Annotated in this window: 23 protein-coding genes and 2 tRNA genes; 6 read left to right on the top strand and 19 right to left on the bottom strand. The window is 67.5% G+C overall.

Annotated elements, in window-relative coordinates; genetic code table 11:
• Positions 1-20: 20 nt before the first annotated feature.
• On the bottom strand, positions 21-2675 hold the full coding sequence (locus DEQ67_RS09440; RefSeq protein WP_115861716.1) for an AAA domain-containing protein: 2655 nt from the start codon (positions 2673-2675) through the stop codon (positions 21-23).
• Between the two features lie 138 nt (positions 2676-2813).
• Between DEQ67_RS09440 and DEQ67_RS09435 the strand changes: the two genes are divergently transcribed.
• Both DEQ67_RS09435 and DEQ67_RS09430 read left to right on the top strand, forming a co-directional pair.
• Entirely contained in the window at positions 2814-3398 is a 585-nt protein-coding gene (locus DEQ67_RS09435) for a hypothetical protein (RefSeq protein ID WP_115802792.1), read from the top strand.
• Positions 3399-3499: 101 nt separating this feature from the next.
• On the top strand, positions 3500-3727 hold the full coding sequence (locus DEQ67_RS09430; RefSeq protein WP_004043015.1) for a hypothetical protein: 228 nt from the start codon (positions 3500-3502) through the stop codon (positions 3725-3727).
• Positions 3728-3738: 11 nt separating this feature from the next.
• Here the strand turns inward: DEQ67_RS09430 and DEQ67_RS09425 are convergent, their stop codons facing one another.
• Positions 3739-4701, bottom strand: coding sequence for a zinc-dependent metalloprotease (locus DEQ67_RS09425; protein WP_115891503.1), 963 nt, complete (start codon positions 4699-4701; stop codon positions 3739-3741).
• Between the two features lie 111 nt (positions 4702-4812).
• On the opposite strand from DEQ67_RS09425, the gene DEQ67_RS09420 reads away from it, so the two are divergent.
• The gene (locus DEQ67_RS09420; protein WP_115802790.1) at positions 4813-5631 is read left to right on the top strand and encodes a VOC family protein; all 819 of its coding nucleotides are present in this window, start codon (positions 4813-4815) and stop codon (positions 5629-5631) included.
• A 57-nt stretch (positions 5632-5688) separates the two neighbouring features.
• On the opposite strand, the gene DEQ67_RS09415 is transcribed toward DEQ67_RS09420, so the two are convergent.
• From DEQ67_RS09415 to DEQ67_RS09350, 14 genes are all read right to left on the bottom strand, one after another.
• On the bottom strand, positions 5689-6849 hold the full coding sequence (locus DEQ67_RS09415) for an MBL fold metallo-hydrolase (protein ID WP_115802789.1): 1161 nt from the start codon (positions 6847-6849) through the stop codon (positions 5689-5691).
• A gap of 174 nt (positions 6850-7023) precedes the next feature.
• Positions 7024-7806 carry a 30S ribosomal protein S2 gene (gene rpsB, locus DEQ67_RS09410; protein WP_004043019.1) on the bottom strand — a complete coding sequence of 261 codons (783 nt, stop codon included), beginning with the start codon at positions 7804-7806 and terminating at the stop codon, positions 7024-7026.
• Complete coding sequence (gene eno, locus DEQ67_RS09405; protein WP_004043020.1) at positions 7803-9002, bottom strand: phosphopyruvate hydratase; 1200 nt, start codon at positions 9000-9002, stop codon at positions 7803-7805. The genes rpsB and eno overlap by 4 nt, the downstream gene beginning before the upstream one ends.
• A gap of 4 nt (positions 9003-9006) precedes the next feature.
• Complete coding sequence (locus DEQ67_RS09400; RefSeq protein ID WP_004043021.1) at positions 9007-9183, bottom strand: DNA-directed RNA polymerase subunit K; 177 nt, start codon at positions 9181-9183, stop codon at positions 9007-9009.
• Positions 9180-9374 (bottom strand): DNA-directed RNA polymerase subunit N, encoded by a 195-nt coding sequence (locus tag DEQ67_RS09395; RefSeq protein WP_004061330.1) that lies wholly within the window; start codon positions 9372-9374, stop codon positions 9180-9182. Before DEQ67_RS09395 ends, DEQ67_RS09400 begins: the two co-directional genes overlap by 4 nt.
• Before the next feature lie 12 nt (positions 9375-9386).
• Positions 9387-9785, bottom strand: a complete 399-nt coding sequence (locus DEQ67_RS09390) for a 30S ribosomal protein S9 (RefSeq protein ID WP_004043023.1) — start codon at positions 9783-9785, stop codon at positions 9387-9389.
• A complete protein-coding gene (locus tag DEQ67_RS09385; protein ID WP_004061328.1) occupies positions 9779-10216 on the bottom strand; it encodes a 50S ribosomal protein L13 in 438 nt (145 codons plus the stop codon). Before DEQ67_RS09385 ends, DEQ67_RS09390 begins: the two co-directional genes overlap by 7 nt.
• Complete coding sequence (locus tag DEQ67_RS09380) at positions 10213-10563, bottom strand: 50S ribosomal protein L18e (RefSeq protein ID WP_004043025.1); 351 nt, start codon at positions 10561-10563, stop codon at positions 10213-10215. Before DEQ67_RS09380 ends, DEQ67_RS09385 begins: the two co-directional genes overlap by 4 nt.
• Positions 10564-10589: 26 nt before the next feature.
• Positions 10590-10674, bottom strand: a tRNA-Leu gene (locus tag DEQ67_RS09375).
• 144 nt (positions 10675-10818) lie between these two features.
• On the bottom strand, positions 10819-11598 hold the full coding sequence (locus DEQ67_RS09370) for a DNA-directed RNA polymerase subunit D (protein ID WP_004061327.1): 780 nt from the start codon (positions 11596-11598) through the stop codon (positions 10819-10821).
• Between the two features lie 6 nt (positions 11599-11604).
• Entirely contained in the window at positions 11605-11997 is a 393-nt protein-coding gene (locus DEQ67_RS09365; protein WP_004043027.1) for a 30S ribosomal protein S11, read from the bottom strand.
• Positions 11994-12521, bottom strand: a complete 528-nt coding sequence (locus DEQ67_RS09360) for a 30S ribosomal protein S4 (protein ID WP_004043028.1) — start codon at positions 12519-12521, stop codon at positions 11994-11996. The genes DEQ67_RS09365 and DEQ67_RS09360 overlap by 4 nt, the downstream gene beginning before the upstream one ends.
• Positions 12518-13021 carry a 30S ribosomal protein S13 gene (locus DEQ67_RS09355; protein WP_004061326.1) on the bottom strand — a complete coding sequence of 168 codons (504 nt, stop codon included), beginning with the start codon at positions 13019-13021 and terminating at the stop codon, positions 12518-12520. The genes DEQ67_RS09360 and DEQ67_RS09355 overlap by 4 nt, the downstream gene beginning before the upstream one ends.
• A 23-nt stretch (positions 13022-13044) precedes the next feature.
• Positions 13045-13129 (bottom strand) — tRNA-Ser (locus DEQ67_RS09350).
• A gap of 206 nt (positions 13130-13335) precedes the next feature.
• On the opposite strand from DEQ67_RS09350, the gene DEQ67_RS09345 reads away from it, so the two are divergent.
• The gene (locus DEQ67_RS09345) at positions 13336-13683 is read left to right on the top strand and encodes a thioredoxin family protein (RefSeq protein WP_004043030.1); all 348 of its coding nucleotides are present in this window, start codon (positions 13336-13338) and stop codon (positions 13681-13683) included.
• Between the two features lie 77 nt (positions 13684-13760).
• On the opposite strand, the gene DEQ67_RS09340 is transcribed toward DEQ67_RS09345, so the two are convergent.
• The 3 genes from DEQ67_RS09340 to moaA all read right to left on the bottom strand — a co-directional run bounded on the left by DEQ67_RS09340 (position 13761) and on the right by moaA (position 16429).
• Positions 13761-14231: a zinc ribbon domain-containing protein gene (locus tag DEQ67_RS09340; protein WP_004061325.1), complete on the bottom strand. Its 471-nt coding sequence runs from the start codon at positions 14229-14231 to the stop codon at positions 13761-13763.
• 241 nt (positions 14232-14472) lie between these two features.
• Positions 14473-15414 carry a universal stress protein gene (locus DEQ67_RS09335; protein WP_115891504.1) on the bottom strand — a complete coding sequence of 314 codons (942 nt, stop codon included), beginning with the start codon at positions 15412-15414 and terminating at the stop codon, positions 14473-14475.
• A gap of 52 nt (positions 15415-15466) precedes the next feature.
• On the bottom strand, positions 15467-16429 hold the full coding sequence (moaA, locus tag DEQ67_RS09330) for a GTP 3',8-cyclase MoaA (protein ID WP_008576166.1): 963 nt from the start codon (positions 16427-16429) through the stop codon (positions 15467-15469).
• Positions 16430-16609: 180 nt separating this feature from the next.
• Between moaA and DEQ67_RS09325 the strand changes: the two genes are divergently transcribed.
• Positions 16610-17650, top strand: a complete 1041-nt coding sequence (locus DEQ67_RS09325) for an Mrp/NBP35 family ATP-binding protein (RefSeq protein ID WP_115861712.1) — start codon at positions 16610-16612, stop codon at positions 17648-17650.
• Positions 17647-17976 (top strand): hypothetical protein, encoded by a 330-nt coding sequence (locus DEQ67_RS09320; protein WP_115891505.1) that lies wholly within the window; start codon positions 17647-17649, stop codon positions 17974-17976. Before DEQ67_RS09325 ends, DEQ67_RS09320 begins: the two co-directional genes overlap by 4 nt.
• Positions 17977-18238: the final 262 nt, after the last annotated feature.

The raw sequence follows: 18238 nt of genomic DNA, 5'->3' as shown, positions 1-18238 counted from the left end.
TCGGTGCGCCGCGGAGACGCCTACCGCCGCGCCCACGCGAGCATCCGGTCGTAGAACGGGTCGGATGCGAGCGCGTCGGCGTCGGCGACGAGACACAGCGCCTTCTTCGCCCGCGTCAGCGCGACGTTGATGCGGCGGTGGTCCTCGAACAGCGGGCCGTCCAACTCGCCGGTGGCGACGAACGAGACGACGATGACCTCCTTCGAGGAGCCCTGGAATCGGTCGACCGTGTCGACGGTGGCGTCGGTTCGGCGGGAGATTTCCGCGACCTGCGCCCGGAACGGAGCGATGACGCCGATGTCGTCGGCGTCGACGCCGGCGGCCTCGTAGGCGGCGACGACCTCCGCGACGCGGTCGGCCTCCGTGGGGTTGGTGTTGCCGACGCGCCGGCCGCCCGGGTCGACGAAGGCGACTTGGTCCGCGAGTTCGGCGGGGAGGTCCGCGGTGTCGACGCCGAGGTCTCGGAGATGCTGGGCGGCGACCGCGCCCGTCGCCGGGCGGAGCGCGCCGTCGTAGAACTCCTTCGAGGCAAAGGCCTGAATCCGCTGGGACATGCGGTACTGGCGGTCGAGCATGACCGAGGCGTCGGGGTACGTCTCGATGAGTCGCTGGAAGAGCGATGTCTGGAGGTCGTTTTCGGCGCGGACGACCGGCGGAAGCTGTTTGTGGTCGCCGACGAGGACGAACCGGTCCGCGAGGTTGACCGCGGCGAGCGTCCCCGGTTCGGTTATCTGCGACGCCTCGTCGACGAGCGCGGCGTCGAACGACTGCTCGCGCATCACGCGCGACCCGCAGGAGGCGGTGGTCGCGGCGACGACCGGCGCGTCGCGGAGGGCGGCGGCGAGCGCGTTCGGGTCGCCGCTCCGCGAGAGGCGCACGTCCTGCATGTCCTCTCGGACGCCCGATTCGGTTCCGACGCGGACGATGTCTTCGAATCCTTGGTCGCGCAGGGCTTCGAGCGCGTTGTCGACCGCGCGGTTCGTGAAGGCCGACAGCAGGACGCGGTTGCCGTCTTCGACGAGCGCGCGGATGGTCCGGGCGATGGTGTAGGTCTTGCCCGTCCCCGGCGGCCCGTGGATGAGCGCGAGGTCGTCGGCGTCGACCGCGAGGCGCACCGCGTCGTCCTGGGCGTCGTTGTTGTCGATGAACGTGCGGCCCGCAGAGCGGTCCGAAACGTCGGGGTCGCGGCGGCCGAACAGCACGTCCTTGCGGTCGGGCGAGCCCTTGAGCACCGCGTCGTGGAGGGCGGTGAGCAGGCGGTCGACGGTGAGTTCGGACGGGTACACGTCGAGGCGGCGGAGCGGCACGGGTTCGTCGGTCGTGACGACGATTTCGTCGCCGAGTTCGACGATGCGCGCGAGTTCGGCGTGCCCCTCGACGGGGTGGCCGTCGCTGGCGAGCGCCACGTCGCCGGCGCGGAGCTTCGACACCGCGTCGTCGGTCTGCTTCGCCCGGAGTTCCCACGTGCCGTCGGCGCGCTCGGTCTGGCCGAGGGGTTCGAGGCCGATGAGCGCCCGGTCGTCGTCCGCGCGCTCCTCGGCGCTCTGGTCCCAGAGTTTGCGGTACTCGTTGTGGACCGACCGGCGCTCCTCCTCGACGGCGCGGTAGAACCGGTCGAAGTAGTCGCGTTCGTCTTCGGGCACCGGTTTCCCGACTGCGCCGGCTTTCGACTCCTGGTCGAGCCTGCCGGAGACGACCATGCAGGTGTCTTTCTCGAAGCAGTACTCGCACTTCGAGTTCACCTCGTAGCCGGTCGGCACCGACGCGTCGTGTTCCATCGCCGCGATTTCGTTGCGGGTGCGGACGACGAATTCGAGCAGGCCGCGGCCGATGGAGAAGTCCTTCGCCGGCGAGAGGTCGCCGGACTCCTCGGTGCGGTCGAGCGTCGTGTTCTTCGTGTAGAGGAGCGTCCCCGTGTCGACCGGGACGCCCCGCTCGTCGAGGATGAGCGCGTAGGAGGCGGCCTGAATCTTGTCCTGAAACCGCGGGTCGCGGTTGAGGTTCTTGCCGGTCTTGAGTTCGACGGGCGACCCCCGGCGGAGGGCGTCGGCGCGGCCTTTGATGCCGAACGTCGGTGAGATGAGGGTGTACTCCGAGCGCCACTCGTCTTCGTCGGTGAGGACGCCCTGCGAGAGCCACCCCTCGATGGCGGCGGCGTTGCGGCGCACCTCGTCCGCGACTTCGTCTACCTCGCGGCCGAGCAGGCCGAGTTCGAGGCCGCGCTCGTCGATGCGCTCGTCGATGGACGAGTCGAGGTCGCGGCCGCGGAGGAGGTCGCCGAACACGTCGTGGACGATGGTCCCCTTCACCACCGGGTAGTTCAGCGGGATGCCCGAGAGCTTGTTCAGGTAGTACATCCGCGAGCACTGCACCCACGAGCGGATGTCGGTCACGTCGACGAGGAAGTCGGGTTCGACGACGACGAACGACTCGGAGCCCGTCGAGTACGTCGTCTCGCCGCGGTACTCCGACTCCTCGGCGTCGGTGACGAGGATGTCCATGCCCGGCTCGGCGTGTTCGGCGGCGTGGGTCCACTTCCCCCAGAGGGTGACGGTGACTGGCTCTCCGGTCCCGCGCTCGGGGCGGAGCGTCACCTCCGCCAGCGAGCGCTCGCCGTACTTCGTTTCGACGTCGCGCGGCTCGCCGACCTCGACGAGCGGACCGCGAAGGTTCACGTCGAAACCGTCGGTGAGGCGCGGGCAAATAGCCGTCGGTGGAACCCGGGGACCGGACGTGCGCCCGCGACGGGGCGGGGCGCGCCCGAACCCCCCGCGACCGTCACGCTCTTTCTCTCCCGCGCGGTACGCACATCCATGCGCGTCAGAGATTGGCAGGACATCCTCTCGGAGGTCGTCGACGCGGGCCGCGACCGCGACCGCGACCCCGACGCGTGGCGGGCCGTCGCGGGGAATCGCCGCCGAAGCCTCGGCGAGGACCTCTTTCTCGCCCACCCCGACGCCGGCGTCTACCAGCTGAAGACGTACGCGAAGAACCCCTACGAGGTCCGCGGCGTCGGCGCTCGCGTCGCCCGCCGCATCGACGACGACCTCGACCCGCTGTTCCCGCGTCGGCGCGACGACGGCGACGGCGAGGCCACCCCCGGCCGGTTCGCCGTCCAGAACCCGCCCGAAGACGAGTCGCAGGCCGAGTCGATGGCGCGGCGGCTCGAAGAGACCGTGAAGGTCCACGCCGACGCGCCGACCACCGCCGACGACTTCTTCACCGACGTGATGGAGGCGCTCGACAGTCCGGCGTTCGGCCCGATGGACTACGAGTTCGACGCCCGGCCCGACCGCCTCGACGACCTCACGGAGGAGTTCACGGACGCCGACGAACTGCTCTCGTCGGACCTCGACGACCTCATCGAGTCCGACGGCGTCGACCGCGGCTTCCAGTGAGAACCTCGGTTTCAAACCCTCGGCATCCAATACACGGATATGGACGATAGGCTCGGCGGGCGGTCGCGACACTCCCCGCACGGCGCGACTTCGGAGGGACGATGGTCGGTTCGAGCATGAGCGACGAGGAGACGCGACTCGCCAACAACCGACTCAAAATCGGCTTCATCCTGCTGGTCGGCGCGTCGGCCGCGCTCGTCGCCGTGCAGGCGGGGGCGACGCTCGTTCAGGCCGCAGTCGCGCTGCTCTGTGGGGTGGTCATCGGGGGGCTCCTCACGTGGTATCTGCGGCGGTGGAGCCGCGAGTTCACCGCGGTGAACCGCCGGTAGCGACGCCGCCCTCAGGGCGACACCCGGGCGACCCATCGCTCGGGCGCGTCCAGTTCCGCGTCGGTCGGTAAGTTCTCCGGATGGTCCCACACCCGCGACGCGGCGACGACGCCGCGCTCGTCGGCGACGTGCTCGAAGAAGCGAGCGCCGCGTTCGTACTGCCGGCGCTTGAGGCCGAGTCCGAGGAGCCGACGCGCGAGTTTGGCGACCGGGCCGCCGCCCTGCCGACGCTCGTCGAGCTTCCGGCGGAGGTCCTCGTAGTCGTCGTCGAACGCCCGGTCCATCAGCAGTTCCGCGTAGCCCTCGACGGCGGTCATCGCCGTGTCGAGTTCGCGGAAGGCGTCGCGGTCGAGGTCGCCGTCGACGAGGGCGTCGACCCCGCGTTGCATCCGCGATTCGAGATGCGTCGAAAGCCACGGGGCCGCGCCGAACTCCGCGGCGTGCGACACCTCGTGGAATGCAATCCAGCGGCGGAACCGCGGGTAGTCCACGTCGAGGCTGTCGGCGACCCGGCGGATGTTCGGGTGGACGAAGTACAGTCCGTGGTCGTCGTCGCCGTCGGCGAGGAGCAGCGGGTCGTACTGGCCGAGGACGTTGTTGCCGAGAAACGAGAGGACGAAGGCGAACGACCCGGTGTTGACGGCGCGCGTGAACCCGGGGAGCACGGTGGGGCCGTGTTCCTCGAACGGGACCATCACCCGGCGGAACGTCGCCACGTTCGCGTCGATCCAGTGGTGTCGGTTCTGGACTTCGACGACCTCGGGCACGTCGAACTCCACCTCGGCGACGGCCGCGAGGCGGTCGCGCGCGTCGCGAACGTCTGCCGCGTAGCCCGCGCGCTCGGCGTCCGTGAGGTCGAGCGAGCCGGGGTCGGTCGCGGACTTCGCGGCCTCGGCGACGGCGTCCCAGTCGATGGTTCCGGAGCCGGTTGCCGAAGCGTCCGCGACCGCTCTGACGCTCCGAAAGAGGTTCATACCGTATCGTGGTGGGCCGGACGCAAAACGCTTCGGTCGGGGGGGTCCGACTCGCTAACTCGCAGACAGGACCGCCCCTAAGCACTATACCGAGTCGAACGTGGAAGGCGTATGGACCGAACCATCGACCACGTCGCGTTCGGTGGGACCGAACTGTACGAACTCCGGGCGGCCGCGAGCGAGGTCGGACTGACGCCGACGTACGGCGGCGAACACGGGACCGGGACGACCCACATGGCCGTCGTGCCGTTCCCCGACGGATCGTACCTCGAACTCATCGCGCCGACGCTCGGGACCGACGCCACGGACGCCGGCTTCTGGCCCGACTACCTCGCTGCCGACGCCGGCCCCGCGGCGTGGTGTCTGGAGACCGACGACGCCGCCGCCAGCGCCAAGACCGCCATCGACGCCGGCCTCCCCGTCGACGGCCCCCACGAGGCCTCTCGCGCCCGACCGGACGGCCGCCTCGTCGAGTGGGACATGTGTTTCGAGGGGTCGGACCAGCGACTCCCCTTTTTCATTCACGACCGCACCCCGCGGGGCTACCGCGTCCCGGAGGCCGCGCCGAACGCGTCGCTTCGCGGCCTCCAGACCGTCGTCGTCGCCACCCGCGACCGCGAGGCGACCGCGGCGCTGTTCGCCCGGCGACACCGGTACCCCTCGCCGGTCGATATCAACGGCCCGTTTCCCGAGTTCGCCACGCTTCCGGGCACGCCGCTCGCCCTGTGCGAACCCGGCGACGGCGCGCTCGACGCGCGCATCGACGAGGTCGGAGAGGGGCCGTGTGCGTTCCTCGTCGGCGTCACCGACCTCGACCGCGCGCGCACCGCGCTGTCGCTCGGTCCCGAGATTCGATACAGCGACCGGCGCATGGCGTGGTTCGACCACGACCTGTTCGACGGTCGGTTAGGCGCGGTCGAACTGTCCTGACCCGACCGATTCCGTCCTGAAAAGCCTCGAATCACCGACCGATGCCGGACGGTCGGCTCAGGCGGCGCAGTTGTTCGGTCCGAGTTCGAGTTCGGTCGCCTCCTCCTCGCCGCCGACCGAGGCCCGCCCGGTGTTGATGTCGATGACGCGCTCGTAGTTCGCGGGCTTCTCGGGCGTGTCCTCGGTGACGCGGGCGACGAACGCCGACTCGTCCATCGACAGCAAGTCGAGTCCCTCGCGCAGGTCGCCGAGCGTCGCGCTCACGAGTTCGCCCGGCGCGGCGACGCCGTAGCGCCCGTCCGCCCCGACGGAGACGTGGCCGGGGAGGACGCGCGTCTCGTCGGGCAGCGACAACAGCGTGTCGTGAAGCGTCTCGTAGAGGAGTTCCGCCCCCGTCGCGGCGTCCGAATCACCGAACTGGAGTTCCGTCCGGCCGACCGATTCGACGAACAGCGTGTCGCCGGTGAGGAGGAACCGACCGTCGACGAGGTAGTTCGTCATGTCCGAGGTGTGCCCCGGCGCGTGCATCGCCTCGATATCGTAGTCGCCGACGGCCAGCGTCTCCCCGTCGTCCAGCGCGGTGAACTCGTGGGCCACGTCGCGGTCGGTCGCCTCCGCCCCGAGGTAGTACGGCACGCCGAGGCGGTCAGCGAGGGCTCGCCCGCCCGAGACGTGGTCGGCGTGGACGTGCGTGTCGAGCACACCAGCGACCGTCATCCCGGCGTCGGCGGCGACGAGTTCGAACTCGTGAATCTGCCGGGTGGCGTCCACGACGACCGCCTCGCGGGCCGACCGCGAGCCGACGACGTAGCCGAGACAGCCCTTTGCGCGGCGCTGGACCTGCGCGACGAACAGATCGTCGTCGCCGGTGTCGAGTTCGACTACCTCGTACAGCTTGCTCCAGTCTTCCATGCCGCCTTTGACGACCTCCACGTCGTCGTAGCCGCGTTCGGCCAGTTCGAACCCGAACGACGTCGAAGACAGCCCTTTCCCGCAGATGGCGACGACCGGCCCCTCACCGACGAGGTCGCCGACGCGGTCCCAGTCCCAGTCGCCGCCGAGGCCGTCGACGGGGTGGAAAGGGACGTTGACCGCGCCCTCGATGTGCCACGACTCGAAGCTCTCGGGCGGCCGCGTGTCGACCACGGTGAACGACTCTCCCGCGTCCACCCTGTCTGCGAGTTCGCCCACGGTGAGCTGGTGAAGGAGTTTGCTCATGTGTTTAGCTATGGGAACGGCGCACAAAACCGTTTGTGGCGGATTCGGGGCCGCGGTCTCGCGTGGCGTCGACTCGACTCGCGTCGGCGTCGTCGTGGCTGCACCGAACTGAGCGACAACGCCGCCGCTCACCGGGCGAGCGTCAGAAAAGTCGAATCGGAAGGTCGTCCCGAACTACAGTTCGGCCTCGAAGTCTTCGAGGGCGTAGACGGTGTCGGAGCCGCGGCGGTCGAGCGTCTCGTTGGCCAGCAGCCAGTAGACGACCGACAGCGCGCGTCGACCCTTGTTGTTCGTCGGGACGACGAGGTCGACGTTCGACGTCTGGTTGTTGGAGTCGCACATCGCGATGACCGGGATGCCGACCGTGATGGCCTCCTTGACGGCCTGCGCGTCACCAATCGGGTCGGTGACGACGACCACGTCGGGTTCGATGTAGCCGGCGTAGTCCGGGTTCGTCAGTGTACCCGGAATGAAGCGGCCCGTGCGGGCGCGAGCGCCGACGGCGTCGGCGAACTTCTCGGCCGGGAAGCGACCGTACTGGCGGGAGGACGTGACCAGAATCTGCTCCGGACTGTAATTCGCGAGGAAGTCCGCGGCGGTGCGGATTCGCGAGTCAGTCTGGCTGACGTCGAGCACGTAGAGCCCGTCGTCGCGGACACGGTGGATGAACCGGACCATGTCCTTGGTCTTCTGCTGGGTACCGATGTGGACACCGGCGGCCAGGTAGTCCTCGACCGGGATGAGCAGGTCGGCGTCTTCGTCGGGCATGACGTCCTCGTCGAAGGCCGGTTCCGGCTCTGCTTCTTCGGCCTCGGCGGCGTCGTCGGCCGCCTCGGCGGTCTCTGCTGTCTCGTCTTCGGTGGCGGCCTCGGCGGGTTCCGTCTCGGCGACCGCTTCGGTCTCCGTCTCGGGTTCCTCGTCTGCGACCTCCACCGCGTCGTTTTCGTTGTCGCTCATACTGCGTCGTCCGCGATGCGGATGAGTTCGTTCAGTTTGGCGGTTCGCTCGCCCTGCACCGTGCCAGTCTTGATGAACGGCGCGTCGGTTGCGACGGCGAGGTGTGCGATGGTCGCGTCTTCCGTCTCACCGGAGCGGTGAGAGATGACGGCGTCCATCCCGTTTCGGGAGGCCAGTTCGACGGCGTCGAACGCGTCGGTCAGCGTCCCGATCTGGTTCGGCTTGATGAGGATGGAGTTCGCGGCGCCCACGTCGATGCCGTCCTGCAGACGGTCAACGTTGGTGACGAACAGGTCGTCACCGCAGATGAGCGTGCGGTCGCCCACGCGCTCTGTGAGTTCCGCGAAGCCCTCGTAGTCGTTCTCGTCGAGGGGGTCTTCGACGTAGACGAGGTCGTACTCGTCGACCATCTCGGCGACGTAGTCGATCTGCTCGTCGGTCGTCTTCGTCTCGTCACCGTAGTGGTAGACGCCGTCTTCGAACATCTCCGAGGCGGCGATGTCGAGACCGAAGCCGATCTCGAAGCCGAGTTCGTCCTCGACGTCGGAGACCGCTTCGCCCATGATTTCGAACGCCTCGGCGTCGGAGACCGGCGGTGCCCACGCACCCTCGTCGCCCTTCGCGGCGGGTACGCCGCGCTCGTCGAGAATCTCGGACGCGCGGGCGTGGACCTTCGCGTTGGCGAAGACGGCTTCGGAGACGCTCGGCGCGCCGACCGGCGCGGCGAGGAACTCCTGGATGTTCGTCGCTTCCTTGGCGTGTTCACCGCCACCGATGACGTTCCCGAGCGGCGTCGGGAAGTTGTCGCCGCGGAACGCGCCGCCGAGATGCTGGTACAGGGGCGCACCGAGCACGTCGGCACCGGCCTTGGCCGCCGCCATCGAGATGGCGACCGCGCTGTTCGCGCCGATTTCCGAGAAGTTCTCGGAGCCGTCGGCGGCGCGGAGCGTCGCGTCGACCTCGCGCTGGTTGCCCGCGTGGACCTCGTCCACGAGTCGGGGAACCGCGTGTCGCCGCGCGGCGGCGATTGCTTCGGTCGGCGGCAGTTCGATCGCCTCGTACTCGCCGGTGGATGCCCCGCTGGGGGCCGCAGCGCGACCGAACCCACCGGATTCGGTGAGCACGTCGGCTTCGACCGTCGGGTTTCCACGGGAGTCGAGCACGCGGCGCAGAGCTACGGATGTGATTCGAGTCATGTTGTCACTTACCCTCTCGTTTGACGGTGAACGGAAGTACACCTGCGTCGTACTCCTCAGCGGCGATTAATATCGGTTCTGTCTGTTCCGAATCGACGAGAACCGGGGCCCCGTAGGAGACCTGCAGCGCTCGCGCGCCGAGGATGCGTGCCTTCTCGTATCGGTTGTACCGTTGCATCATTGGTAGGGGGATACGACGTCCACGAGGTCCTTGTGCGACACCATCATCCGCCGGCAGCAGGCACGCGTGACCCCGAGGTCGTCGAGGACGTCAGCGGGGTCCTCGTCTCCCTCGCGAGCACGGGCTTTGAACTCGTCCCAGTGTTCGCCGATCACTGTGCCGCAGGTGAAACACCGGACGGGAATCATCATGGTTAAATCACCTCAGCGGTAGGACTTCTGGTAACGAGCGCGCGCGCCCGGTCCGCCCCACTTCTTGGGTTCGGACTGGCGAACGTCGTTGACCAGAAGCGAGCGGTCGAACTCCATGTACGCGTCGCGAAGCTCCGCGTCGTTCAGGTACTGCACCAGCCCACGAGCGAGCGCGGTGCGGACTGCGTCGGCCTGACCGGCCACGCCGCCGCCGTTGACGCGCACGTCGATGTCGACCTGCGAGCGGAGGTCCTCGCCTGCGATGCGGAACGGCTCCAGCATCTTGAGGCGGGCCATCTCCGGCTCGACCAGCTCGACCGGCTGGGAGTTGATTCGGACTCGACCCTCGCCTTCACGCACGGTGGCGCGGGCGATTGCGGTCTTCTTCTTACCGGACGTGTTCGTTACCATGTGACGTTAGCACCCAGCTTCTCGGAGACCTCTCCGAGCGAGATGAACTTGATGTTCGAAAGGCGGTCCAGCGAGGTGTCTTCGAGCATCTCGCCGTCTTCGTCGTACGGATTGCCGACGTAGACGCGGACGTTCGAGAGCGCCTCGCGGCCGCGGGGCTTCTTGTACGGAAGCATGCCGCGGATGGCACGCTTGAAGATGCGATCGGGACGCTTCGGGTAGTACGGACCCTGGTCCGAACCGACTTCGACGCGCTTTCTGTACTTGGCCATCACGTCCTCTTCCGAGCCCGTGATGACGGCGTCTTCCGCGTTGACGACGGCGACCGTCTCGCCTGCGAGGGCGCGCTGTGCGACCTCCGAGGCGACGCGGCCGACGATGCAGTTTCGAGCGTCGACGACGACGTCTGCGTCGAATTCTGCGAGGCTCATCGGATCACCCGTACGTTGGACCCGTCGGGGTTCTGTTCAGCGAGTTGTTCTAGCGTCACGGTGTCGCCGACCTGCTCGATCTTCTTTCGAGCGGTGGACGAGAAGTCCACGGCCGCGACTGTGACGTTCTTCTGCAGCACACCGCTACCCAGCACCTTGCCGGGCACGACGACGGTCTCGTCTTCCTGAGCGTATCGTTCGATACGACCAAGGTTGACTTCCGCGTGGGTGCGCCGTGGCTTTTCGAGACGGTCCGCGACATCCTGCCAGACGTTGGCACCGGACTCACGCGAGACCGCCTTCAGCTCGGCGATGAGACTGTTGAGTCTCGGGTTCGTCTTACTCATTGTCTACCTCCAGAGAGAAAGCGGAGTGCAGGGAGCAGGATTTGAACCTGCGGACTCCTATGAGACAGCGCCCTGAACGCTGCGCCGTTGGCCAGACTTGGCTATCCCTGCAAGCATTCCGCTGTACTTCATGCCCCGTAAAAACACCTTCGGTCCGACCCGCCGCCGTGAGGGAGTCACACGCCACGCTATCGGTGGCTGCAACCCCTCGTGGGGCGGGCGAACGCCGGTGTTGAGACGGGGCAGTGTTCATTCTTACAGTGCGACCTTCTCTTCGAGTTCGGCCGCGCGGTCACCCAAGGAGGCGACGGCGCGCGTCACGAGCTCGTCGACGTCGAACGACCCGTCCGTCTCCACACTGAAGACGAACGCGCCGGGCACGTCGTGTACTTCGACCTCTTTTCCGGGGTACCGCTCCGTCAGGTCGTTGCCGAACGTCTCCGTCGCGACGAGGTCGCCGTCTTCGGCGTCCCCCTCGGCGTGCTCCGCCGCGGCCTCTTCGATGACGCCGCGGAGGATGTTCGGCTCCTGTTCATCGAACTCGCCGGCGTCGCCGACGACCTCCACGCGCTGGAGGTGTCGGTAGCCGACGGCGACCCCGCCTTGGTTCTTGGCGTGGTCTTTTCCGTAGCCGAGGACGGCGTCGGCCTCGAACTCGAGGCGCTGGCCCTCCTTCAGCTCGATGATGGGGATGTTCTCGTCCGCCGGGACGACCATGTCGTCCGCGGATTCGATATCCCCGGAGTAGGCGGTTGCCGGCCCGTCGACTTCGAGCGCGACGGTGACGGTGTCACCGGGTTCGAAGTCGTCGAGAGGCGTGGTCAACGGAACCAGACCGAGACGAAGCCCGATCATCTCGTCGAACATGACCGAGGTGTTCTCCACGAACCGAACGGTGTCGATGGAGAACGTCGGCACGTCGGCGACCATCGCCCGGCGAATGCCGTTGGCTAGCGCCGGGGTCAGACCGCGCGCGACGAAACGGGCGCGTCGGTCTTCGCGTTCGATGAACTCGACCTGGAAGTCGTTTACCATGGTGTGTTAGAGTCGGCTGTTTTTCGGCGCGCGAGTTCCGTCGTGCGGAATCGGCGTCACGTCCTCGATGCGACCGATTTCGAGACCGGCGCGAGCGAGGGCGCGAATCGTTGCCTGTGCGCCGGGTCCGGGGCTTTTGTTACCGTTGCCACCGGGACCGCGAACGCGGACGTGCAGACCGGCGATACCGGCCGCCTTGATCTGGTCGGCGACGCTCTCTGCCATCTGCATGGCCGCGTACGGAGATGCCTCGTCACGGTTCTGCTTGACGACGGAACCACCGGACGACTTGACGATCGTCTCGGCGCCCGTGATGTCAGTCACCGTGATGAGCGTGTTGTTGAACGATGCGTGAACGTGGGCGATGCCCCACTTGTCACCGGTTTCGGATTCGCTCATTCTTGGGCCTCCGCGCGCTCAGGGTGCAGTTCGTCCGCGAGCTTCGACGTCTCGTCGAACGCCACGGTGTCCTCTTCGTCGACCTCGACCTTGCGGGAGGGGACGGTCGTCCGCGCACCGTCGACGGTCACGTGACCGTGGACGATGAACTGACGGGCCTGCTGGGGCGTCTGTGCGAGCCCCTTGCGGTAGGCGACCGTCTGGAACCGACGTTCGAGGATGTCGGTCACGTCGAGACGCAGCGTCTGGGAGATGTCGTCCTCCGCAGAGAGGATGCCGTAGCGGCGCATGCGCGCCATGAACTCGGCACCGAGCGACTCGGCTTCTTCGACGTCGCCCTGGGCCTCGCCGAGGAGGCGTCGCGCCTCGCGGCGGAGGTTGCGCAGTTCGGACTGCGCGCGCCAGAGCTCTTCCTTGTTCTTGAGACCGTACCGAGAGAGGAGGTCCGATTCCTGTGCGATGCGCTCGCCCTGGAACGGGTGGTTCGGGGTCTCGTAGAACTTGGTGTTGTTACCCGTCGTCATTCTTCAGCCTGCGCCTCCTTGATCTCCTCGACGTTGACACCGATGGTGCCTTCGGTACGTCCAGTGGACTTCGTCCGCTGGCCGCGAACCTTCTGGCCGCGCTGGTGTCGAACGCCCTTGTAGGAGCTGATCATCTTCATGCGGTTGATATCATGCCGCCGCTTCTCTTCGAGGTCCGAACCCGTGATGTGGTCGGTGTCACCGGAGAAGAAGTCCTTCCGTCGGTTTGCCATCCACTCGGGGGCGTGGTCCTCGAAGTTCTCGACGACATCGACAACGGAGTCGATCTCGCCTTCGGGGAGCTTACCGAACAGCGCCGTTCGGTCCACTTCCGCGGCGTCGGCGATGATGCGCGCTGTGCGCTTGCCGATACCCTTCATGTCCGTCAGACTGCGCTCTACCGTCTTCGTTCCGTCAAGGTCGGTCTGACCAATTCGGATGAAGTAACGGAGGTCCTCTTCCTCCTCCGGAGAGCCGTCCTGTGGTTCTTCTGCACTCATGACTTTGGAAGTCGTGTTGTGAGCGTTGCGGCGGGGATTCGAACCCCGGGGGCTTGACGCCACTGAGTTAGCAACCCAGCGCCTTGGGCCAGGCTTGGCTACCGCAACACTTCGGTCGTGTTAGTTTCGCCCTTCCGGACTCGGGGACGACATTCCCCTACATCGATTGCATCCGTTACGAGACGGGGGCATTACTTAAACATCACGAAAGGGACCTCGCGTGACAGCCCGAGTCACCGCCGCTCGCCGCCGAATCGTGGTATGGTACACCACCTCTCCAAAATCATAAGAACTCTGGTTACGTATTTCCATCAATGAGTTCGACAGAGTCCGCGACTGCGCCGACGAAGCCCGTTCGAATCGACACCGTCGAGGAACTCGACGCCCTCGTGGCCGAACACGACCGCGTCCTCCTCGACATCTACACGAAGGGCTGTACGCTGTGTCAGAGCATCGAACCCGTCCTCGGCAACGTCTCGAAAGCAACCGACGTGGTCGTCGCGATGCTGAACCCGCAGACGGATATGTCGGTCGCAGAGCGGTACACGATTCGGAGCGTCCCGACGCTCCTCCTGTTCGAAGACGGCGAACTCGTCGACCGCCTCGCCGACGGCTTCCAAGGGGCGCAGGCGGTCGTCGACTTCGTCGAGAAAGAGCGGTAAGGTCGGGTCGCGTCAGTTCGGCGTGGACTCCGTCGGGGGTTCGGACGGGGGCACTCTTGCGACCCCGCGGTGGCATCTCAGCGGTCGGCCGGGTCGTCGAGAGGGGTCGTACACCAGTGGCAGAAGTCGATGTCGGCGTCGACCTCGCGACCGCATTCGGGGCACGTAACGGTGGCCGCGTCGGGGTCGGCGACGGGGTCGGTGACGGTGGCCGCCGACTCCTCGGCGTCTTCGACGGCGGAGCGGTCCGCCCGCGCCGCGGCCTGCCGCAAGCCGAGGAAGAAGGCGTCGAGGACGCTCGCGAAACTCACCACGAGGATGGGGACCAGTTCCCTGAGCACCGCGGCGAACTCCGACGGTGGGATGACCGCACCGCCTGTCAGCGGGTCGAACGCCTCCGCCGGAACGAACAGCGCGGACACCGCGAACGTGAGAAGCACCCAGAACGCGGCCCGCCGCCAGCGTCGTAGATACAGATGCCCGAGACCCGTGATGACGAGGCCGAGTATCGCGGCGAGCCAGGGGCGGAGTTTCGTGAGTGCGGACATACGTGGACTCGATTGGGATTCGCTCATGAGAGTTCCGTTCGTAAAGCGTCGGTGGGGTCGGGGTCGGAAGCCGAAGCCAGTTCGCGTGCGATGCAGCGGCCGGGGAGCAGTAAACGGATTCGACGGGTCGGCTTGTGGAGGTTCGGGCGGTCCGTTGCGGCCGCCCGCACGCCCGAGCAACACGCGACGGTTCGTGGTGCGCACGTATAAATTGAACAGAACTACAAACGGATTCGGCGTTTCATCGTCGCCCGCGCGGCCCGGAAGTCTCGCCGTCGCCCACGCTCGGTGGGACGACGAGTGTCGGAACCTCGGCGTGGCGGACGACGCGACCGGCGACGGTTCCGGCGGCACGGTACCCCGCAAGCCGAGCCTCGTCGTCCCCACCGACGCCGAGGACGACCGCGTCGGCTCCCGTCCGTTTGACGTGCGCCAGCAGCTCGGTCGCGGGGACGCCGGTTCGGACGGTTCCGCCTGACTCGACTGCGTCTCTCGCGGCCGCGGCGGCGACGGCGTTCACGCGGGCTCTCGCCTCGTTTTCGAGCGTCCTGCACGCCTCGCGCGACGCGGTTTCGGCACCGCGCTCGTCGACGACCGCGAGCGGTTCGAGAACCCCGCGGGTCGCCGCAGCGATGCGACGAGCCAGCGTCTCGGCCGACGCGGACGGCGCTCCGTCGGCGGCGAGGAGCGCCACCCGCCGGTACGTCGGCCGGGGTGATGCCGACGGGACGACGAGCGTCGGAACCGGCGGCGCGTCGAGGACGCGCTCCGCGACCGACCCGACGAGGAACCGACCGGGACCCGAGCGGCCGTGGCGGCCGAGGACGAGGAGGTCGCCGTCACCGACGACGCGTTCGACCGCTGTCGCGGCCGGCCCGCCGACGACTTCCGAAGTCAGACGAACGCCCGCGAGGAGCGCCCGACGCGTGACCGCGCCGACGGCTTCCTCCGCTTCGAAGGCGGCGCTGGCGGACGCTCCGGCGGTTTCGGTTTCGGTTTCGGTCGTCTCGGTCGCGGAGGACTGCGGCGTGCCGGTCGCGGAGGACTGCGGCGTGCCGGTCGCGGAGACGGCGTGGAGCGACGCGTCGAGGACGCGGGCGAGAAACAGCGCGTGGGCCGCGGCGGTCGCCGCGGAGGCGCTTCCGTCCGTCGCGAGAACCACTCGCTCGACGGTGACAGTCATGCGCCCCGAGAGGTCGTCGGAGGAGAAAAACTCGCGCGTCGGAGGGGCGTTCTCAGGCCCCGATGTACTCTTCGTTTATCGTCCAGCCGTCGTCGCCGTCGCGGACGAGGTACTCGCCGTAGTACGGCACGCGGTTTTCGACGACCGCTTCGAACGTCTCGCGGATGTCCTCGCGGGTCATCTCGCCCATCGGGCGTAGGTCGTCGTTGCGGTTGAGACAGCCCTTCAGGTATCCTTCGTGCGTCACGCGCACGCGATGGCAGTTGGCGCAGAACTCGGGGTTCTCGACGGGGTCGACGATTTCGACCATGCCCTCGCCGACGTAGTAGCGGCGGCGGTGGTGCATATCGCGGACCTCCACCTCGTCGGCGAGGTCGGTCAGCCACCGGTGGACGCGCTCGATGTCGATGTTCCACTCCGGCTTGCCCGTCAGTTCGGGCATGTACTGGATGAGTTGGAGCTGTAACCCCGGGTTTTCTGCGACGTACTCGACCATCTCCTCGACGTGGCCCGCGGTCTTCGTGAACACGACCATGTTGAGCTTCACGGGCGTGAGGCCGGCGTCGACGGCGGCCTTGACGCCCTCCATCACCTTGTCGTACGCGCCGGACTTCGTGATTTGCGCGAACGCCTCGGGGTCGAGGGCGTCCTGCGAGACGTTCACCCGGTCGAGGCCGGCCGCGACGAGGTCCTCGGCGCGGTCGCCGAGGAACGTCCCGTTGGTGGTGAGCGAGGTCTCCATCGAGTCCGGCGTCCGCCGGATAATCTCTTCGAGGTCCGCGCGGAGCATCGGCTCGCCGCCGGTGAACTTCACCTTCTCGACGCCGTACTCCTCGACGACTTCGAGAAACCGGACCACGTCGTCGGCGCTCATCTCCTCGTCCGAGGCGTCCATCGGCCCGCGGGTGTCGCCCAGCCCCTCGTTGTGGCAGTAGACGCAGTCGAAGTTACACCGGTCGGTCAGAGAGATTCGAACGCCGGTTACCTCGCGGCCGAAGTCGTCCACCAGCACCATATACCGAATCCTGGGAGCGTACGTTGATAAATTCGCTGTCGATGACCGTGGCGTGGTAACTGGAATCCGTTACGCTCTCGGCGTCTCGAAGCCGGTGTCGGTCGGGTCGTCGCCTGCGACCGTCACCGCGCGACGAGACCTTACAAAACCCTTATCGGCCGCACCGCCGGAGTGACGGACATGGACGAAGCCGACGTACGCGACCGCTTGCGTGCGGTCGAGGACCCCGACCTCGGAGATGACGTCGTCTCGCTCGGACTGGTGAACGCCGTCGAGGTGGACGGCGACACCGTCCGTATCTCGCTCGCGCTCGGTGCGCCGTACTCCCCGGCGGAGACGGACATCGGCCGCCGAATCCGCGAGGTGCTCGCCGAGGACGGGCTGGAGGTCGACCTCACCGCCAAAGTGCCGACCGACCGCGACCCCGACGAGGAGGTGCTCCCCGGCGTGAAGAACATCATCGCCGTCGCCTCCGGGAAGGGCGGCGTCGGCAAATCGACGGTCGCCGTGAACCTCGCGGCCGGCCTCTCGAAGCTCGGCGCGCGCGTCGGCCTGTTCGACGCCGACATCTACGGGCCGAACGTCCCGCGGATGGTCGCCGCCGAGGAAGCGCCGCAGGCGACCCAAGACCAGACCATCGTCCCGCCCGAGAAGTACGGGATGAAGCTCATGTCGATGGCGTTCCTCGTCGGAGACGACGACCCGGTCATCTGGCGCGGCCCGATGGTCCACCAGCTGCTCACCCAACTCGTCGAGGACGTGGAGTGGGGCAGCCTCGACTACCTCGTGCTCGACCTGCCGCCGGGCACGGGCGACACCCAGCTATCAATCCTCCAGACGCTCCCGCTCACGGGCGCGGTCATCGTCACGACCCCGCAGAACGTCGCCCTCGACGACGCCAACAAGGGCCTCCGGATGTTCGGCAAGCACGACACGAACGTCCTCGGCATCGTCGAGAACATGAGCACGTTCCGGTGTCCCGACTGCGGCAACCGCCACGACATCTTCGGCGCGGGCGGCGGCCGCGAGTTCGCCGCCTCGAACGACCTGCCGTTCCTCGGGGCGCTCCCGCTCGACCCGGCCGTCCGCGAGGGCGGCGACGGCGGCAAGCCCATCGTCCTCGAAGACGACGACGAGACGGCCGACGCGTTCCGCGTGATGACCGAGAACATCGCCGACATGGTCGGCGTCGTCCAGCGGCGGAGCGTCAGCGAGCGATGAGCGACGACGTGGACACCGACGCTGACGCGGACGTGGACACCGACGCTGACGCCGGGGCGGACACCGACGGCGATGCCGAGGAGGTCGACTGGGAGATGGCCCCGGACTCCGACGCCGACTTCCCCGCGGACCCCGAGCGCGTCGCGTTCCTCCGCGAAATCGCCGACGACATCTACGGCGAGTCCTCCGAGAGCCGGCAGGTGTCGGCCATCCTCTACCGCGTCAGCGACCTCTACGACCCCGACGGCGACACCTCGCCCGAGGAGATTTACCTGAACGTCCGCCACATCATGGACATCAAGGCGCAGGGCGGCATCGACCGCTGAACCGCTCTGACCACCGAACTGCCGCCGACCGACTCGCGTTCGCCTCCGCTCGGTTCACTTCCGCTTTTCCCGATTCCGCGATTCGAGCGACAGCGTCGTCTTCACCCACGAGTCCGCCTGTTCGTCCCGCGTTCACTTTCACCACGCACCACCGCCGGCTCGGCCGAAGCCCGTCAGCGAGAGGTGGACGGACGGTGCAGGGGCGGGGTCGAGAGTGATGGACTATCTGCACGGACCGGGCGGGTTTTGGTCCCGGAGCCGA

Source organism: Haloferax sp. Atlit-48N, assembly GCF_003383015.2.
Lineage (GTDB): Archaea > Halobacteriota > Halobacteria > Halobacteriales > Haloferacaceae > Haloferax > Haloferax volcanii.
This window is presented reverse-complemented; position numbering and strand designations above follow the sequence as displayed.

Bases quoted from the DNA above. Each gene is read 5' to 3' on its own strand.
- DEQ67_RS09435 (WP_115802792.1), top strand. From the start codon at position 2,814: ATGCGCGTCAGAGATTGGCAGGACATCCTCTCGGAGGTCGTCGACGCG.
- DEQ67_RS09430 (WP_004043015.1), top strand. From the start codon at position 3,500: ATGGTCGGTTCGAGCATGAGCGACGAGGAGACGCGACTCGCCAACAAC.
- DEQ67_RS09425 (WP_115891503.1), bottom strand. From the start codon at position 4,701: ATGAACCTCTTTCGGAGCGTCAGAGCGGTCGCGGACGCTTCGGCAACC.
- DEQ67_RS09420 (WP_115802790.1), top strand. From the start codon at position 4,813: ATGGACCGAACCATCGACCACGTCGCGTTCGGTGGGACCGAACTGTAC.
- DEQ67_RS09415 (WP_115802789.1), bottom strand. From the start codon at position 6,849: ATGAGCAAACTCCTTCACCAGCTCACCGTGGGCGAACTCGCAGACAGG.
- rpsB (WP_004043019.1), bottom strand. From the start codon at position 7,806: ATGAGCGACAACGAAAACGACGCGGTGGAGGTCGCAGACGAGGAACCC.
- eno (WP_004043020.1), bottom strand. From the start codon at position 9,002: ATGACTCGAATCACATCCGTAGCTCTGCGCCGCGTGCTCGACTCCCGT.
- DEQ67_RS09400 (WP_004043021.1), bottom strand. From the start codon at position 9,183: ATGATGCAACGGTACAACCGATACGAGAAGGCACGCATCCTCGGCGCG.
- DEQ67_RS09395 (WP_004061330.1), bottom strand. From the start codon at position 9,374: ATGATGATTCCCGTCCGGTGTTTCACCTGCGGCACAGTGATCGGCGAA.
- DEQ67_RS09390 (WP_004043023.1), bottom strand. From the start codon at position 9,785: ATGGTAACGAACACGTCCGGTAAGAAGAAGACCGCAATCGCCCGCGCC.
- DEQ67_RS09385 (WP_004061328.1), bottom strand. From the start codon at position 10,216: ATGAGCCTCGCAGAATTCGACGCAGACGTCGTCGTCGACGCTCGAAAC.
- DEQ67_RS09380 (WP_004043025.1), bottom strand. From the start codon at position 10,563: ATGAGTAAGACGAACCCGAGACTCAACAGTCTCATCGCCGAGCTGAAG.
- DEQ67_RS09370 (WP_004061327.1), bottom strand. From the start codon at position 11,598: ATGGTAAACGACTTCCAGGTCGAGTTCATCGAACGCGAAGACCGACGC.
- DEQ67_RS09365 (WP_004043027.1), bottom strand. From the start codon at position 11,997: ATGAGCGAATCCGAAACCGGTGACAAGTGGGGCATCGCCCACGTTCAC.
- DEQ67_RS09360 (WP_004043028.1), bottom strand. From the start codon at position 12,521: ATGACGACGGGTAACAACACCAAGTTCTACGAGACCCCGAACCACCCG.
- DEQ67_RS09355 (WP_004061326.1), bottom strand. From the start codon at position 13,021: ATGAGTGCAGAAGAACCACAGGACGGCTCTCCGGAGGAGGAAGAGGAC.
- DEQ67_RS09345 (WP_004043030.1), top strand. From the start codon at position 13,336: ATGAGTTCGACAGAGTCCGCGACTGCGCCGACGAAGCCCGTTCGAATC.
- DEQ67_RS09340 (WP_004061325.1), bottom strand. From the start codon at position 14,231: ATGTCCGCACTCACGAAACTCCGCCCCTGGCTCGCCGCGATACTCGGC.
- DEQ67_RS09335 (WP_115891504.1), bottom strand. From the start codon at position 15,414: ATGACTGTCACCGTCGAGCGAGTGGTTCTCGCGACGGACGGAAGCGCC.
- moaA (WP_008576166.1), bottom strand. From the start codon at position 16,429: ATGGTGCTGGTGGACGACTTCGGCCGCGAGGTAACCGGCGTTCGAATC.
- DEQ67_RS09325 (WP_115861712.1), top strand. From the start codon at position 16,610: ATGGACGAAGCCGACGTACGCGACCGCTTGCGTGCGGTCGAGGACCCC.
- DEQ67_RS09320 (WP_115891505.1), top strand. From the start codon at position 17,647: ATGAGCGACGACGTGGACACCGACGCTGACGCGGACGTGGACACCGAC.